Annotated in this window: 14 protein-coding genes and 1 riboswitch; of the genes, 12 read left to right on the forward strand and 2 right to left on the reverse strand. The window is 47.2% G+C overall.

Annotation, left to right across the window (positions count from 1 at the left end):
- Window positions 1–84: 84 nt before the first annotated feature.
- Window positions 85–861 carry a hydrogen peroxide-dependent heme synthase gene (gene hemQ / locus KNP94_RS12335; RefSeq protein WP_088836076.1) on the reverse strand — a complete coding sequence of 259 codons (777 nt, stop codon included), beginning with the start codon at window positions 859–861 and terminating at the stop codon, window positions 85–87.
- 344 nt (window positions 862–1,205) lie between these two features.
- Between hemQ and pta the strand changes: the two genes are divergently transcribed.
- The 8 genes from pta (at window position 1,206) to KNP94_RS12375 (ending at window position 10,239) form a co-directional block, all read left to right on the forward strand.
- Window positions 1,206–2,189, forward strand: a complete 984-nt coding sequence (pta, locus tag KNP94_RS12340) for a phosphate acetyltransferase (protein WP_088836077.1) — start codon at window positions 1,206–1,208, stop codon at window positions 2,187–2,189.
- Window positions 2,190–2,248: 59 nt separating this feature from the next.
- Window positions 2,249–2,348, forward strand: a riboswitch (purine riboswitch).
- 76 nt (window positions 2,349–2,424) lie between these two features.
- Entirely contained in the window at window positions 2,425–3,009 is a 585-nt protein-coding gene (locus tag KNP94_RS12345; RefSeq protein WP_215115739.1) for a xanthine phosphoribosyltransferase, read from the forward strand.
- On the forward strand, window positions 3,006–4,313 hold the full coding sequence (locus tag KNP94_RS12350) for a nucleobase:cation symporter-2 family protein (protein ID WP_214811444.1): 1,308 nt from the start codon (window positions 3,006–3,008) through the stop codon (window positions 4,311–4,313). Before KNP94_RS12345 ends, KNP94_RS12350 begins: the two co-directional genes overlap by 4 nt.
- A gap of 223 nt (window positions 4,314–4,536) precedes the next feature.
- On the forward strand, window positions 4,537–5,913 hold the full coding sequence (locus KNP94_RS12355; RefSeq protein ID WP_214808816.1) for an amino acid permease: 1,377 nt from the start codon (window positions 4,537–4,539) through the stop codon (window positions 5,911–5,913).
- Window positions 5,914–6,007: 94 nt separating this feature from the next.
- A complete protein-coding gene (locus KNP94_RS12360; protein WP_114597167.1) occupies window positions 6,008–6,307 on the forward strand; it encodes a rhodanese-like domain-containing protein in 300 nt (99 codons plus the stop codon).
- A 186-nt stretch (window positions 6,308–6,493) separates the two neighbouring features.
- Window positions 6,494–8,473 carry a methyl-accepting chemotaxis protein gene (locus KNP94_RS12365; RefSeq protein WP_215115740.1) on the forward strand — a complete coding sequence of 660 codons (1,980 nt, stop codon included), beginning with the start codon at window positions 6,494–6,496 and terminating at the stop codon, window positions 8,471–8,473.
- A gap of 129 nt (window positions 8,474–8,602) precedes the next feature.
- Window positions 8,603–9,796 (forward strand): DUF2157 domain-containing protein, encoded by a 1,194-nt coding sequence (locus KNP94_RS12370; RefSeq protein ID WP_088836083.1) that lies wholly within the window; start codon window positions 8,603–8,605, stop codon window positions 9,794–9,796.
- The gene (locus tag KNP94_RS12375) at window positions 9,793–10,239 is read left to right on the forward strand and encodes a GDYXXLXY domain-containing protein (protein WP_214811435.1); all 447 of its coding nucleotides are present in this window, start codon (window positions 9,793–9,795) and stop codon (window positions 10,237–10,239) included. Before KNP94_RS12370 ends, KNP94_RS12375 begins: the two co-directional genes overlap by 4 nt.
- Window positions 10,240–10,412: 173 nt before the next feature.
- Here the strand turns inward: KNP94_RS12375 and folE2 are convergent, their stop codons facing one another.
- Window positions 10,413–11,318, reverse strand: coding sequence for a GTP cyclohydrolase FolE2 (gene folE2, locus KNP94_RS12380; RefSeq protein WP_029332371.1), 906 nt, complete (start codon window positions 11,316–11,318; stop codon window positions 10,413–10,415).
- Window positions 11,319–11,624: 306 nt separating this feature from the next.
- Between folE2 and KNP94_RS12385 the strand changes: the two genes are divergently transcribed.
- The 4 genes from KNP94_RS12385 (at window position 11,625) to KNP94_RS12400 (ending at window position 15,791) form a co-directional block, all read left to right on the forward strand.
- Window positions 11,625–12,482 carry a TerC family protein gene (locus tag KNP94_RS12385; RefSeq protein ID WP_088836085.1) on the forward strand — a complete coding sequence of 286 codons (858 nt, stop codon included), beginning with the start codon at window positions 11,625–11,627 and terminating at the stop codon, window positions 12,480–12,482.
- A gap of 149 nt (window positions 12,483–12,631) precedes the next feature.
- Window positions 12,632–13,387, forward strand: a complete 756-nt coding sequence (locus KNP94_RS12390; RefSeq protein WP_215115741.1) for a TerC family protein — start codon at window positions 12,632–12,634, stop codon at window positions 13,385–13,387.
- A gap of 58 nt (window positions 13,388–13,445) precedes the next feature.
- Entirely contained in the window at window positions 13,446–14,579 is a 1,134-nt protein-coding gene (locus KNP94_RS12395) for a YfbR-like 5'-deoxynucleotidase (RefSeq protein WP_088836087.1), read from the forward strand.
- A gap of 12 nt (window positions 14,580–14,591) precedes the next feature.
- On the forward strand, window positions 14,592–15,791 hold the full coding sequence (locus tag KNP94_RS12400) for a Bcr/CflA family multidrug efflux MFS transporter (protein WP_214802792.1): 1,200 nt from the start codon (window positions 14,592–14,594) through the stop codon (window positions 15,789–15,791).
- Window positions 15,792–15,817: the final 26 nt, after the last annotated feature.

Raw genomic sequence — 15,817 nt, forward strand, 5'->3', positions numbered from 1 at the left:
TCCTTAACGTATAAAACGTACATCTTTTATGGCCGCAAAGAGTATATTCCCATAGGGTTTTTCTATGAAACGTCTTTTAGCATATTAAAGCGCGAAATGTGTTTCGAGCTCGCTTGACTCAAGACGGTTGCCGATGAAGAACTCACCGAATTCACCGTATTTTGCACTCACTTCGTCAAAACGCATTTCATAGACGATTTTTTTGAACTGGAGGATATCATTCGCGAACAAGGTGACGCCCCATTCCCAATCGTCAAAGCCAGTTGATCCACCGATAATCTGTTGAATCTTCCCAGCGTAGCTCCGCCCGATCATACCATGACGGTACATGAGCTCTTTCCGTTTCTCCATCGAAAGCGTGTACCAGTTATCGCCATCGCGACGAGATTTACTCATCGGATAGAAACAGATGTGCTTCGATTTTGGCAAGATTGGATAGAGACGGTCGCGTACATACGGGTTCTCATACGGGTTCCCTTCGCCAGATCCACGGTATGTGCCGAGTTCGACGACGGAGACATATGAATACGTCGGGATGAGATAGTCATATAAGTCGAGTTTTTGCATCTTCACTTCGACGGCTTGGATGTCTTCCATTGTCGGACGAAGGACCATCAAAACGAGATCTGCTTTTTGACCGATGATCGTATAGAGGGCATGACTGCCTTCTTTTTGTTCTTCGACTTGTCCGAGCTCAGCTAAGAACGTTTGGAATTCGTTGATCATTTTCGTCCGGACAGTTGTTTCGACTTGTTTTAAGCGCGACCAGTCAATCCGGCGGAAATCATGTAATGTATACCAACCGTCGAGAGTTTCGGCGGCTTGCTGTGTAGCAGTTGGTTCTGATGTTCGATGTTCCATGAAAAAACCTCCTGAAATCTATAATGAAAAGTACATTCTCCATTGCTAATCTTATCATAGATCGGACGGTTCATCGCAACAAAACAACCGTCTCTCATTAGGGATAGAGACATGAAGTAACACGAATCGGGGTATGAAGTAAAAGGGTGTGCTAAAACGCGTTAAGCGCCTTCTGTACTATTCCTAGAAATAACTGTAATAGTGATAAAAAATCGCTCCGTGTAATGGGTAAAAGAAGTTTTTTGCAAATTGTTTTAATAACGAAACAGAACTGTGTATAATGAACGATGGAATGTATAAGGAATAGAAACCGACACTTGATTGACATAAAAGGAGAGAAAATCATGCAATTATTCGAAATGCTTGAGACAAAAGTAAAAGCACACCAACCATCAATCGTTTTCCCAGAAGGAATCGACGCACGTGTTCTTGGTGCTGCTGTCCGCCTGAAAAAAGATGGTCTCGTCACACCAGTCGTTATCGGACCACGCGTGAAGATTGAAGAGACGGCGTCGGCGAACGGAATCGACGTAACGGATCTTGAAACAATCGACCCGGCTTCGTACGATGCGATGGAAGAACTTGTTGCTTCATTCGTCGAGCGCCGTAAAGGAAAAGCGACAGAAGAACAAGCACGTGAAGTCATCTTAAAGGACGTCAACACATTCGGAACGATGCTCGTGCATACAGGTAAAGCAGCAGGTCTCGTCTCGGGTGCGATGCACGCGACTGGCGATACAGTCCGCCCGGCACTTCAAATCATCAAAATGCAAGAAGGCTATAAGAAAACATCGGGTGTCTTCATCATGGTTCGTGATGATGAGCAGTATGTCTTCGCTGACTGCGCAATCAATATCGCACCTGACGCAAACGACTTAGCAGAAAATGCAATCGCATCAGCAAAAACAGCAAAAACATTCGGCATCGAGCCGAAAGTGGCATTGCTCAGCTTCTCGACAAAAGGTTCAGCAAAATCACCTGAAACAGAACGCGTCGTCGAAGCAACACGTCTCGCAAAAGAACGTGCGCCTGAACTTGCAATCGATGGAGAATTACAATTTGATGCAGCGTTCGTCCCGAGCGTCGCAAAATCAAAAGCACCAGAATCAGATGTTGCCGGTCAAGCCAACGTCTTCATCTTCCCAAGCCTTGAGTCAGGAAACATCGGCTACAAAATCGCACAACGTCTTGGTGGATTCGAAGCGATCGGACCGATTCTCCAAGGTCTCAACAAACCGGTCAACGATCTTTCACGTGGATGTAACGAAGAAGATGTCTACAAACTTGCGATCATCACGGCAGCTCAAGCAGTTGAAGCAAACGCATAAAACGGAAAAGTCTTTACTTTTTCAGAGAACATCGTAAAATGAAACACATCATGCACGAATCATAAACGTATAGCAACGCTCGTATAATAGTGGGAATTGGCCCACGAGTCTCTACCGGATCGCCGTAACGATCCGACTACGGGTGGTGAGTTACTGCTCTCTTTTTTGGCGTACAGTGGCTGCCCCCGGGGGTAGCGCTGTACGTTTTTTTTCGTCAATAAAGGAGAACTCAGCTATGAAACGTTTAGAAGAAATGATTAACAAAGAAGGAATCGTCCTGTCCGATCAAGTCCTGAAAGTCGATGCATTTCTTAACCATCAAGTCGATCCGACATTGATGTGGGAAATTGCTTATGAATTCATGCATCGGTTTCAAGACGCAGGCATTACGCGGATTTTAACGATTGAAGCAGGTGGAATCGCACCGGCGATGATGACGGCGCTTCGTCTCGGTGTACCGATAGTCTATGCACGAAAAACGAAGTCGCTGACGTTAAACGAAGGAACGATTTCAGCAGAAGTCTACTCGTTTACGAAACAGCAGACGAGTACGATCACGGTCGCTGAAAAATACTTACAGCAAGGTGAACGTGTGCTGATCATCGATGACTTTTTAGCGAACGGGGAAGCGGCGTTCGGTCTTGCTAAATTAGTCGAGCAGGCAGGAGCAGAAGTCGTCGGTATCGGAATCGTGATCGAAAAATCATTCCAACCGGGGCGAGAGAAGTTACTTGATGCAGGATTCCGTGTTGAATCGCTCGCGCGAATTGAAAAATTAGAGAACAGGAAAGCGACGTTCGTCCGCTCGGTGAACGTATGAAATCCTTATCGAATTTTAAAGCGGCAGGGCTCGGACTCCAACATGTCCTTGCCATGTATACAGGAGCAGCCATCGTTCCGTTGATCGTCGGCAGTGCAATCGGACTATCCGGAGAAGGCCTCGCGTATCTTGTCGCGATTGACCTATTCATGTGTGGAATCGCGACGTTACTCCAAGTCTTCGTCACGAAGTATACCGGTGTCGGACTGCCGGTCGTGCTCGGATGTACGTTCACGGCAGTCGGACCGATGATTGCGATCGGTAGCATGCAGGGCATCACGGCGATTTACGGCGCATTAATCGCAAGCGGCATCATCATTTTATTGATTTCCGGACTCTTTAGCCGGATTGCGATTTTATTTCCACCGGTCGTGCTCGGATCCGTCGTGACGATTATCGGAATATCACTCATTCCGGCAGCCATCAATGATATCGGTGGCGGACAAGGCGTTAAAGATTTTGGTGACTTCCGATACCTCGGTCTCGCCGGATTAACGATTGCTTTAATCTTGATTTTAAATCGTTACGGCACCGTTTTTTCGAAGGCAGCCGCTGTCTTGATTGCGGTACTCATCGGAACACTTGTCGCGTTCGGCATGGGGATGATTGATTTTAGTCCAGTCGCTGACGCCTCGTGGTTCCAAATGATTACACCGTTTTACTTTGGTGCACCGACGTTTAATATCACGGCGATTTTGACGATGACGCTCGTTGGTCTCGTCTCAATGGTTGAATCGACAGGCGTCTTCTTGACGCTTGGTGAAATCACGGATAAAAAACTCTCGAAGCAAGACTTAGCACGCGGTTACCGGGCAGAGGGTGCTGCGACAATCATCGGCGGGATTTTCAACAGTTTTCCATACACGACCTACAGTCAAAATGTAGGGCTTGTTCAACTGACGGGCGTCAAAACACGAAAAGTCATCATCTTTGCCGGGTTGTTTTTAGTGATTCTCGGTTTCTTGCCGAAAGTCGCCACCTTTACGACACTGATTCCGAAACCAGTGCTTGGTGGGGCAATGCTCATCATGTTTGGGACGGTTGCCGCAAGCGGAATTCGAATTCTGTCTCGCGTCGACTTCGCAAAAAACGACCACGTCTTGACAGTCGCCTTATCGCTTGGCGTCGGACTCGGCATCAGTATGAACCCAGCGATCGTATCCGGTTTACCGGAACAAATCCGCGTCTTGACGGATAGCCCGATTGTCGCCGGTTCGTTGACGGCATTGCTTCTCAATGGTTTGTTCCGTTTGGCTGATCGCAAGCAGCGTACAGAAGACGAACAATTCGCAAAAGCTGAGTAAATAGTAGAACGATTGTGTTACGAGCAGACCTGCATCTTCGGATGGAGGTCTCTTTTTTGTGATGAGAGAACGTTACACAAATCAGAATATTTCGAGTATGGGAAGAAAGTGGTAAATCTCACTTGAAAACGTTTACAAATCAGATACCTCTTCTTTATACTGACAACGTAGCGGTTTGGGGAACTGCTAAGAACGATAGAGAGACAGGAAGGACGTCGTACAAATGAAGCAACAGACAGAGCTAAATCGGGGACTGGAAGAGCGTCATATTACGTTGATGTCGCTAGGGGCGGCAATCGGCGTTGGACTTTTCCTAGGCTCGGCAAAAGCCATTCAGTTGGCAGGACCAGGGATTCTGATTGGTTATTTAATCGGCGGTATCATCATCTTCATCATCATGCGGGCACTTGGGGAGCTCGCGGTACGTGAACCGGTGGCGGGAAGCTTTGCTGAATACGCCCGGAAATATGTCAGTCCACTCGCTGGATTTTTGACCGGGTGGAATTATTGGCTTCTGTGGATTTTTACATGTATGGCAGAAATCACAGCAGTCGGAATTTATATGCAGGAATGGTTCCCGCAGTCGGAACGCTGGATTTGGGCGCTTGCAGCATTACTACTTATGACGAGCATTAATTTCATTGCCGTCAAATTTTATGGCGAATTCGAATTTTGGTTCGCCTTGATTAAGATTGTCGCGATTGTTGCGATGATTATTCTTGGGACATTGACGATTGTCGTCGGACTTGGCAACGGGGGTACACCGGTCGGGATTTCTAATCTTTGGTCGCATGGTGGATTTTTGCCAAACGGGTTCGGGGGAGTCCTGCTGGCGATGCAAATGGTCATGTTTGCGTTCTTAGGCATTGAAGTGATTGGGGTCACAGCTGGGGAAGCTAAAAATCCGAAGAAAACGATTCGTAAGGCAGTCAACAACGTCTTTTTACGGATCTTGATTTTCTACATCGGTGCGCTATTCGTCATCTTGTCGATTTATCCATGGGATCAAGTCGGACAAAATAACAGTAGCCCATTTGTCTTACTATTTGATCAACTGGGCATTCCGGCAGCTGCCGGCATTATCAACTTCGTTGTCCTGACAGCGGCATTGTCGTCATGTAACTCGGGTATTTTCTCGACGGCACGGATGATGATGAACCTGGCACAAAATGAAGAAGCACCAAAACGGTTCGCGAAGATTTCGAAGAACGGAGTCCCAGCAATCGCAACGATTCTTTCAGGAATCGCGCTGCTCGTCGGCGTCGCCTTAAACTACTTCTTACCGGAAAACGTTTTTGCGATCGTGACGAGTATCGCGACGTTCGGAGCCGTCTGGACATGGGCGATGATTTTGATTTCGCAAATGCGGGCTCGGAAAGTCTATGGTACGGCAGAATTCGGCGTTCCATTTTTCCCGGTCGCGAACTACATCGCCTTGCTCGCACTGGCTGGCGTCATCGTCTTGATGGCGTTTGATGCCAGTACGCGCATTGCGCTCATCGTCGGACCACTTTGGTATGTGATTTTGATTGCGGTCTACTATGCGCGGGGGATGCATAAGCAGACACGACGCTCGTTCGACCGGGCATCAGGGGAATGAATCAGGGAGACCGGCTTCGGCCGGTCTCTTTTGTTCTGTTTCGGCATCAATTTTGCTACACTGAACAAAGATGAAACAAGAGGAGGAACTTACGATGAAAACAATCCATGTCGATGAGTTACAAGAAAAGCTTGAAGCCGGTGAAGCACTTCACGTCGTGGACGTGCGCGAGCAGGATGAATACGACGCGGGTCATATCCCGAACGTCCGTTTTTTACCGATGTCTGAAATCGGTGAACGCTATACAGAGCTGCAAGAAGGTGAAACATACTACCTGATTTGCAAAGCAGGTGGACGCAGCGAGAACGTCGGACGTTTCCTCGAACAGTATGGCTACGACATCGTCAACGTCGAAGGCGGGATGATGAACTGGAAGGGCGATCAAGAAGCGTAAAGCGATAGTGTTCTTTTCTCAAACGTTCTGTTCGCGAAGTTATTCCGCATCACTTTATAGGTAGTCCAAGAAGGTAATTCATGAAAATGGATTACCTTCTTTTTCATTTAGTTGTGAAAAATGACACGTTCTGACCGATATATAGATTAGAACAATGAGTTTACATATCGGGAAGAGGAGTCATGTATGGAACAGACAAAAAAACGAACGATTAGCATCAAGCAGAAACTAATTATTACATCTTTACTCTTATTATTGATTCCATCGTTATTGATTGGTTTTGTTGCATACAATCAAGCGAAACAGAAAATCACAGATCAAATCCTGCAATCAGCACATGCCGGTGTTGACCGGATGAACGATGAAATCACCAATATCATTGATCCCGTACGACGAGATGTCGCGTTCTTTGCGGACCGGATTGATGGAATCCTCTATCAAAAAGGGAAACAAAATTTAGTATTGAAAGAAAAGATGATGGAATATCTCGATATACATCCGCAAGCGGCAAATATTTATTACGCGACGACGGAAGGTGATATGACTATCTATCCGGAGCAGTCATTTGAAGATGACTATGATCCACGAGAACGTCCGTGGTATCAGGCGGCGGAGGACGCCGGTGGGAAAGTCGTCATTACTGATCCATACGTCGACGCAGCTTCAGGGAAGATGATGGTCACCCTTTCACAAACAGGTGGGAATGGACGTGGCGTCATTGCTGTCGACGTGGATGTCGATCGAATTTCTGAAATTGCTAAAAAAGTTAAAATCGGTCAAGAAGGTTATGTCACGATTCTCGACTCCGATAAGAATTTCGTCACACATCCGACGAAGAAGGCTGGAGAAAAGGCATCTGGAGACTGGGTCACATCCCTTTATGCCGGAAAAAATGGTCAGTTTTCTTATGAGTTTGAGAATCAAGGAAAGAAAATGGACTATATGACGAACAGTCTGACGGGATGGAAAGTCGCCGGAACACTGTACGATAAAGAAATTGCAAATGAAACATCGGGCATTCTTTGGACAACAGTTGCCGTTATCGCTGGAACGTTCTTGTTAGCAGCTGTCTTACTCTACTTTATTCTCCGTTCGATCCTCCGTCCGTTAAGTCGTTTGACGGAAAGTGCCGATCGGATTAAAGAAGGTGATTTGACGGAGCAAGTCATCGTCGAATCCAATGACGAAATCGGTCAGGTGGCCCAAAGTTTTAATGTCATGGTCACATCACTCCGGTCGATCGTGACGAACCTCGATCAATCGATTGGGCAAGTTGCGGCGTCTTCAGAAGAATTGATGGCGAACGCAGCGCAAACGACAGCAGCTTCCGAGCAAATCGCAGGTTCCGTCCAACAGATGGCAGCAGGTGCTGACCACTCGAAACGTCAACTCGAAGGAAATGCTGTATCACTCCAAGCGATTACGTCAGGTGTCATGCGAATCGCAGAGAGTTCGACGAACGTCTCCGAGCTATCACGGGCAACAGCACTCGAAGCAGAAGACGGAACGATTGCGGTCGGGAAAAATGTGACACAGATGAAAGCGATTGATGCATCGGTCGAAAACTTCGGTGAAGTCATTCAATCCTTGGCTCATCGCTCAAACGAAATCGGAAAGATTGTCGATGTCATCAACGGGATTGCAGCCCAAACGAACTTGCTTGCCTTGAATGCAGCGATCGAAGCAGCACGGGCCGGCGAAAATGGCAAAGGATTTGCGGTCGTCGCGAGTGAAGTTCGGAAGCTAGCCGAACAGTCACAAGAGTCGACAAAACAAATTTCGGGCCTGATTACAAACATCAAGCAGGAAACAGAACGGTCGGTTTCCTTGATGAAAGAAGTATCGCATCATACGAAAGCCGGACTTGAGACGACAGAAGATTCAGCGGAACGTTTCAAGAAAATTATGTTACGGACACAAGAGATGACGCCACGAATCGAAGATGTCACAGCGACGGTCGAAGAAATCGCGGCGAACGTCCAAGAAGTGTCGGCTTCGGCAACGGAAATCGCTCATATTGCGGATGAGAATTCGACAGCATCCGAACGTGTTGCGACGACGACGGAAGAACAGCTCGGTTCGATGGAAGAAATTTCGCAATCCGCGAAAGCATTGTCGGATATGGCAGAAGAACTACAAGAAATGGTGACGCAATTCCGCGTTTAAACCAGATGAAGGCGACTACATCAGCGAAACTGAGCTGGGCGTAGTCGCTTTTTTTATTGTGAATTTGCTTGAAGCGATAGGAAAACGGGAAAAATATAAATGTAGTGTTGAGTCCTAGGAGGTGGAAAGATGGCGCGATTGACAAAGTTGAAAGAATGGCAGGAAGCAGGATTGCTTGATGCAGAAACCGTCGATCGGATTGAAGCGTACGAACACAAACACCAAGTCAAAAAGCGGACGCCCTTACTGTTGATTGTCGGCTTGACGTTTGTCGGCTTGGCCTTACTCAGTTTTTTAGCGGCCAATTGGCAAGTCATTCCGGCATTGGTCAAAATCGGACTCGTTCTTGTCATCATGATCAGTTGTTATGTGCTAGCTGATATTTCCGAACGCCGGACGATTTGGAATCCGGTGGCGTTCCGGATACTCGGGATTCTCGCGTTGCTCGGTGCATTGATTGTCACGGTCCAAAGTTTTCATATGTCGCTTGAAAGCTCATTCATTGCCTGGGTAATCTTTCTTATGGCACTCGGTCATTTTTTCGTTTGGCGTCACGCTGCCTACGCTGTCGTCGCTTTTTTGGCGGGATTGAATATTTTTACGGGAATCGGCAGCTTCGGGAGCGAGTACGCTACGTTTCTAGACTGGACATCATTTGTTTGTTTGATTCTGATATCCGTAGCCTGGTTCTATTTCAGTCAAACGTTTCCATCACTGATTTTTAGCTGGTTGCTCCTCTACTTCGCAGGGTTGGAATTGTTTTTCCTCGTTTCCTACGAAGGTATTCTTTGGCCGATTTGGACTTTATTTTTCCTCGTTCCATTACTGTTACTTGTTCGGGAGGAGCAAAAGCGCCTGCTCCTCTACGCGCTCTATTTAGTCACGGCAGCCATTAACTCACTGGTCTATCTATCTGTCCGCGCAGAAACGACAACTGCTCCGATTTCGCTCGTCGAAGCGATTTTACTTGTACTTGCCGCAGCGGCGGTCGGAAGTTTGATTTATGTACGTTACCGTCCGCTCCTTTTCATCGTCCCGCTCGGTTTGGTCGGACTCTTATGGTTCGAGGAACAAGCGATCTTGATGGCGATTTTAGTTGAAGTGATGGCATTCGTTTATTTGATTGAGCGAGAACGAACCGGTCATCGCTTACTGATTCCGTTCGTTTATTTCATTACCGTTCAACTGACGGTTTACTTCATTTATGCTTGGAATCGTCTGAATATGTCACTCTTTTTCCTAGGCGGGGCCTTACTCGTGTTCTTGATTGCCGGTGTGCTCTGGTGGATGCAACGACGTCGTGAAGGAGGTCAGTCGGCATGAAAAAGTACGGGTTTGCGTTTATTCAGACACTGATTGTTTTGCTTGTCGTACTCAGTTTTTATGCGATTTCGTGGTTCGGAGAGAGTTATCGCTTCCGGGCAGAGCCGTTTGATCCATTTGATCCGATTTACGGGGAGTACGTCATGTTGCAGTATCCAGATTTAAAACCGGATGCTTCTGTCAAACAAGGACTTGTCTACGTTACGTTTATAACGGGGGAAGATGGATATGCAAGAATTGATAAAATCTCGAATGACCGCTTTTTCGGTTCGGTTGCTGGTGAGTATTACGATGAATACGTGACGATTTCTCAGCTGACTCAATATTATGTCGAACAAGGTACAGGAAAAGGGTATGAGGATGCGGAAAAATTAGAAGTCAAAGCCGATGTTTCGCCATGGGGAACCATCCGGGCGACGGACTTATTGCTCCGAAACGAGTAAAAAAACAAAATGAGAGGATGGACCGTTACTAGGTCTTTCCTCTCATTTTTAATATTGTTTCAAGTCATGCCGACTTCTTCATTGCTTCCAGGCGTTTCAAAAAAGTGCATCCGGTTAATGAAAAAACGCCCTAGACAACGAAGAGGTCATCTAGGGCGAGGGTGGTATAGGACTTATTGTGCGTCTTTATCGAACGTGATTCGAGCGATAGCATCATGTTGGTGAATGGTTTCTTCGTTTCGGCATTCGACGAAGAACGTTGCGATCGCATCCATTTCGTAGAGATCAGCCGCGATTAAACGGACCATATCTTCGACGAAGCGTGGGTTTTCGTAAGCCATCTCCGTAACACGTTTTTCATCCGGACGTTTGAGGACCGGGTGAAGTGGTGCTGATGCATTTGATTCAGCCGCATCCAGTAATTCTTGTTTCCAGTCAAAGTCATCTGCCTCGTCACGAAGCGATGCTTCCATCGTGACGTAACCACGTTGGTTATGGGCACTGTACTCACTGATTTCTTTTGAACATGGGCAGAGTGTCGTGACATTGATCGTTAACCCGACCGTCAAAGTTGCTTCATTCGTTTCCGTATCGACACTGACCGTTTGCCAGACTTCTGCATTCATCAGACCGCTGAGTCCAGTTGCCGGTGCTTTACGCGTGAAGAACCATGGGTAGCGAATCGTTAATTGACCTTCAGACTGTTCCATCCGCTCGGCTAAATCGCGCGCGAACTGAATCAGTGATTCGTTCGTGACGACCCATCCTTCTTGATGGTACTGATCGAGTTGCTCCGTTAAGCGACTCATGTTGATGCCTTTACGGTCTTGAACGAGTGATGTCGAAAGCTCGAACGTCGCGACAGTGGCCTGCGTTTTGTCACCATCTTGGATGACGACAGGATGTTTGACGTTTGAAATACCGACTGCATCAAGTGCAAACAAGAAATTCTTTGGTGTATTTTGAAGATCAACCATTTTATCTTTTTCAGTAGGTTTTGTTCCTTTAACAGGGGGAACAGAACCGAAAAGCTTATGACGCTCTTCTTTTGTTGGTAGTGTAATCGGGTAGGTAGACATTTCAATTGGCCCCTTTGTCCTTTTGTATTTTATCAATAGTAATAACATGACAGGAATGCTAGAGACGAGCAACTCTGATGATTCCGCAAATGTGTTTGCACTATGTTGAACTGTTGATATGAATTTTATCATGAACTGCTAGCAAAACGAAACTAGCAAGGCTCAGAATCAACAGTTTGCTAAACTCATCATAAGGGACACTTGCAAGTCTGTACTGAATCGGATAGTATATGTTCATATGAACGCGTAAATCTTTTTTTAGTTAATGCCTTTGTGAAACTTATAAGATAGGAAGGAATGAAGTAGATGGATTGGCAGTTAGTACTACAATATGCCTGGGTAGTCGTCGTTTTAATCGCACTCGAAGGACTACTTTCAGCAGATAATGCACTCGTCCTCGCCGTCATGGTAAAACACTTACCAGGCGAACAACAGAAAAAGGCTTTATTTTATGGTTTGGCAGGAGCGTTCGTCCTCCGCTTCGCGGCATTGTTCGCGATTTCGTTCCTCGTTGATATTTGGCAGATTCAAGCACTTGGTGCAGCATACCTGCTTATCATGGGGTTACGGCATATTTATAAAACGGTCAAGGCACGACGGCTCGGTGAAAACCATGGGGCAGACAGTGAGCTCGATCAAGAACCGAAATCGGATGAGCCCGTCTCAAAAGCGGAGTTTTGGAAAACAGTCGCTAAAATTGAATTCGCCGATCTTGCATTCGCCGTCGATTCGATTCTTGCAGCGGTCGCACTCGCCGTCGCATTACCTGACTGGGGGACAAATGAAATTGGTGGATTGAATGCCGGACATTTCGTCGTCATCCTGACAGGTGGTTTGATGGGTGTCGTCTTGATGCGTTTCGCAGCGCGCGTCTTCGTCAGACTACTCGCAGAACGTCCTGGACTTGAAACAGCGGCATTCGCAATCGTCGCTTGGGTCGGAGTCAAGCTCGCCGTTCTTGCCCTTGAGCATCCGAAATATCACGCATCGATTGAAGGAACAATCTTTGAAGCGATGAAGTTACCGGAAGGCTTTGCTCACAGTACGCCATGGCAAGCGTTCTTCTGGACGGTCATGGTCGGTCTCGCAGTTTGGGGTTGGTTCTCTTCACCGAAAACAAAACCAAATCCAGATGCTGAGAAAAAAGTGGATCAACATCTTTAAGCGAAAGGCTCTCCGACTGGAGGGTCTTTTTTAGTGTGAACTCCGAAAAAAGGGGGAAGATAGAAACACAAGGTTCAAGCTTCCGTCTTTTTCTTTTACAGGTACAAAGATTATAATGAACCTAGTGAACAAAAAGGGGATTCGTTTTTATGGATATTGGATTAATTACGCAGTATGCGACGGTCGGGCTCGTCCTGATCATCTTACAAGGATTGCTGTCGGCTGATAATGCGATGGTCATGGCGGTACTCGTTCGTCCTTTACCGGACGATCAACGAAAAAAAGCGTTGTTTTACGGACTAATCGGGGCACTCGTCCTTCGTTTCATCGCGATTTTCTTTGCGTCGTACTTAGCGACTGTTTGGGAGTTACAGGCACTTGGTGCAGCGTACCTCTTTTATGTCGCCTTTAAAGGAATCGTCGAGGCACGATCAAACAAACATCAAATACCGGATGCGATGGCATCCAAAAAAGAATCGCCGAATTTTTGGTGGACGGTCGTCAAGGTCGAATTATCTGATTTAGCGTTTGCCGTCGATTCGACACTCGCGGCCGTTGCCATGGCGACGACATTACCGATGGTCGGCGGGATGATTGGTGGACTGAACACGGGACAATTTTGGGTCGTCTTCTTCAGTGGGATCATCGGACTTGTCATCATGCGATATTTCGCAAGCTGGTTCGTTGTTTTACTCCAAAAACGACCAGGGATTGAAGAAGCAGCATTTTGGCTCGTCGCTTGGGTCGGGGTTAAGCTCGTCATCATGACGCTTGCACACCCGACCATTCATGTCTTAAAGCACGAGTTTCCGGAAAGCACGCTCTGGCAGACGATTTTCTGGGTCGTTCTCGGACTGATTCTTGTCATCGGCTGGTTTAGAAGTGGTGTCAAAGAAGAAAAATAATACAAAAATTGGACAGGGTCACAACTCCTCTGTCCTTTTTGATTTTGGGGGAGATTTCATGCAAAACGGTAACTTTATTCGAATGCTGACACGGATGCAGAACGTACCACGTTGGGATGAGTATGCTCCGCGTTTTCAAGACAACGCCGCAAGTCATAGTTTTCGCGTCGCTCTATTTAGTTTAATGGCGAGCTATATCGAACAAGAGCAGCAACCCGTTGAAATCGATCGCCTCCGCTTATTAGGAAAGGCACTGTTTCACGATATGAACGAAGTGATCACCGGTCCAATCAAACACCGGACGAAAAAAGAGCCGACACTTCATGATCACATTCAGGCGATGGAGCAACAGGCGAGTGAGAAACTCGTCGCCTTATTGTCAAAATCGCTTCAAACAGAATTTACAGACTATCTCGTCCATGCCGAAGATGACACGATTGAAGGGCAAATCGTTAAAGCGATCGATACGTTCGACGCGATGTTGTTCGCAAGACGGGAAGCACGGATGACGGCGTCACCGTTCTTTGAAGCAAAAACGCTTGAACTGAAAAACTATTTACTCGAACACCCGTTATATGCCATCCGTCGCTTGACGACATCCGTCTTTGCCGAAGACGAGATGGCACATTTCATTGACAATGCATTGATGATGGATACGATTCGACGCTGGAAAGGGCGCTTCAATACGATTGATGACAATGACGCGACACATGCGTTTCGGGCGGCTTCCCTCGGCTTGTTCAACGGTCTGATCGAGTCGAAAAAGTACGGGGTTACGATCGATACGGCTGAAGTCGTTTCGCGTTTGCTCTGTCACGATTTAGTCGAAGGGACGACAGGGGACGTCCTCGGACCGGTCAAACATGCGACGCCGGTCACGGCAGCTGCCTTTGAGGCCTATGAACGGGCAGAAGGGGAGGCGTTGATTGGATTATTACCTGACGTGATGCGAACAGAATTTTATCGTTTTCTCGTCGAAGCGAAAGATGATACGTATGAAGGACAGATGGTAGACGTCGTCGATAAGCTCGATGCGTTGATTAAAATGAACATGGAACGCAAGTTGAACGGAGTGGAATATGAGACAGGCTACCGGGCGCAACTGAAGAAAGTCCAGACGGCTTACGAAAATCCATCTGTCGTCTTTTTCCTCGCCTATGTCTTGCACGACTTGGATTACGTAACGACTTAAGGAGGAAATCGGATGGCAGATGTTTCACTCGTGAAAACGAAACGACTTACCTTGATTTTAATTTTAGGCTCATTGGCAGCACTCGGTCCGCTCTCGATCGACATGTATTTACCTGCTTTCCCCGACATGTCCCGTTCATTCGGGGCGAGTGCGTCGATGATTCAATTGAGTTTGACGGCATGTATGCTTGGCATGGCGCTCGGTCAATTGATTGTCGGACCGCTTAGCGATGTCCGCGGACGGAAACGTCCCTTAATGCTCGCACTCGTCGCCTATCTCCTCGCCTCGCTGGCGTGTGCGTTTGCTCCGACGATCGAGGTGTTGATTGCACTTCGTTTTGTGCAAGGAGCGGCTGGTGCTTCCGGCATCGTCATCTCGCGTGCAATCGTCCGTGATTTGTTTGAAGGACCGGAATTGACGAAATTTTTTGCTGCTTTATCTCTCGTCAACGGGACGGCTCCGATTTTAGCACCAGTCATCGGTGGACAAATTTTACGGTTCGGTGATTGGCATGTGGTGTTCTATTTACTGGCCATCTTAAGTACGATCATGCTGCTTGCCGTTGCTTTCCGGTTACCGGAAACACTGCCGGTGCATCACCGGGTCGAAGGGAATCTCGCGACGACGGTTCGGACGTTTGGTCGTTTATTGACGGACCGCGTGTTCATCGGTTACGCCTTTGCACAAGCGTTCGTCATGGGTGCGATGTTCGCCTATATCTCCGGTTCGCCGTTCGTTTTACAAAATATTTACGGTGCGAGTCCGCAACAGTTTAGTTTCCTGTTCGGCTTGAACGGGATTGGAATCATCATCGCGGCTCAAATCGCAGGACGACTCGCCGGTCGCGTCGATAGTGAGAAATTGATGCGGATTGCCTTAATGATTGTTGCGACGGCAAGCATCTTGTTGTTCCTCGGCTTGACCTTATCCGATGCCTTAATTTTTGTCATGATTCCACTTTTCTTCGTTGTGTCGAGCGTCGGTCTGATTTCGACGCTTGGTTTTACACTTGCGATGCAAAACTACGGGAAGACGGCAGGGAGCGCATCTGCTTTGCTCGGTCTCTTGCCGATGCTCGTCGGTTCACTCGTTTCACCACTCGTCGGAATCATGGGCGAGGACTCGGCTTTACCGATGGGGTTGATTATCATGACACTTGATTGTGCAGCACTCGTCATCTACTATGTTTTGATTGTTAAACGGAAAAAGTAAACGGATTAAAACCGAGGAGCATTGCT

The organism is Exiguobacterium sp. s80 (assembly GCF_018618725.1).
Classification (GTDB): domain Bacteria; phylum Bacillota; class Bacilli; order Exiguobacteriales; family Exiguobacteriaceae; genus Exiguobacterium_A; species Exiguobacterium_A oxidotolerans.

What these genes read in the sequence shown, in the direction of transcription:
- hemQ (WP_088836076.1), bottom strand. Translation starts at nt 861, where the DNA reads ATGGAACATCGAACATCAGAACCAACTGCTACACAGCAAGCCGCCGAA.
- pta (WP_088836077.1), top strand. Translation starts at nt 1,206, where the DNA reads ATGCAATTATTCGAAATGCTTGAGACAAAAGTAAAAGCACACCAACCA.
- KNP94_RS12345 (WP_215115739.1), top strand. Translation starts at nt 2,425, where the DNA reads ATGAAACGTTTAGAAGAAATGATTAACAAAGAAGGAATCGTCCTGTCC.
- KNP94_RS12350 (WP_214811444.1), top strand. Translation starts at nt 3,006, where the DNA reads ATGAAATCCTTATCGAATTTTAAAGCGGCAGGGCTCGGACTCCAACAT.
- KNP94_RS12355 (WP_214808816.1), top strand. Translation starts at nt 4,537, where the DNA reads ATGAAGCAACAGACAGAGCTAAATCGGGGACTGGAAGAGCGTCATATT.
- KNP94_RS12360 (WP_114597167.1), top strand. Translation starts at nt 6,008, where the DNA reads ATGAAAACAATCCATGTCGATGAGTTACAAGAAAAGCTTGAAGCCGGT.
- KNP94_RS12365 (WP_215115740.1), top strand. Translation starts at nt 6,494, where the DNA reads ATGGAACAGACAAAAAAACGAACGATTAGCATCAAGCAGAAACTAATT.
- KNP94_RS12370 (WP_088836083.1), top strand. Translation starts at nt 8,603, where the DNA reads ATGGCGCGATTGACAAAGTTGAAAGAATGGCAGGAAGCAGGATTGCTT.
- KNP94_RS12375 (WP_214811435.1), top strand. Translation starts at nt 9,793, where the DNA reads ATGAAAAAGTACGGGTTTGCGTTTATTCAGACACTGATTGTTTTGCTT.
- folE2 (WP_029332371.1), bottom strand. Translation starts at nt 11,318, where the DNA reads ATGTCTACCTACCCGATTACACTACCAACAAAAGAAGAGCGTCATAAG.
- KNP94_RS12385 (WP_088836085.1), top strand. Translation starts at nt 11,625, where the DNA reads ATGGATTGGCAGTTAGTACTACAATATGCCTGGGTAGTCGTCGTTTTA.
- KNP94_RS12390 (WP_215115741.1), top strand. Translation starts at nt 12,632, where the DNA reads ATGGATATTGGATTAATTACGCAGTATGCGACGGTCGGGCTCGTCCTG.
- KNP94_RS12395 (WP_088836087.1), top strand. Translation starts at nt 13,446, where the DNA reads ATGCAAAACGGTAACTTTATTCGAATGCTGACACGGATGCAGAACGTA.
- KNP94_RS12400 (WP_214802792.1), top strand. Translation starts at nt 14,592, where the DNA reads ATGGCAGATGTTTCACTCGTGAAAACGAAACGACTTACCTTGATTTTA.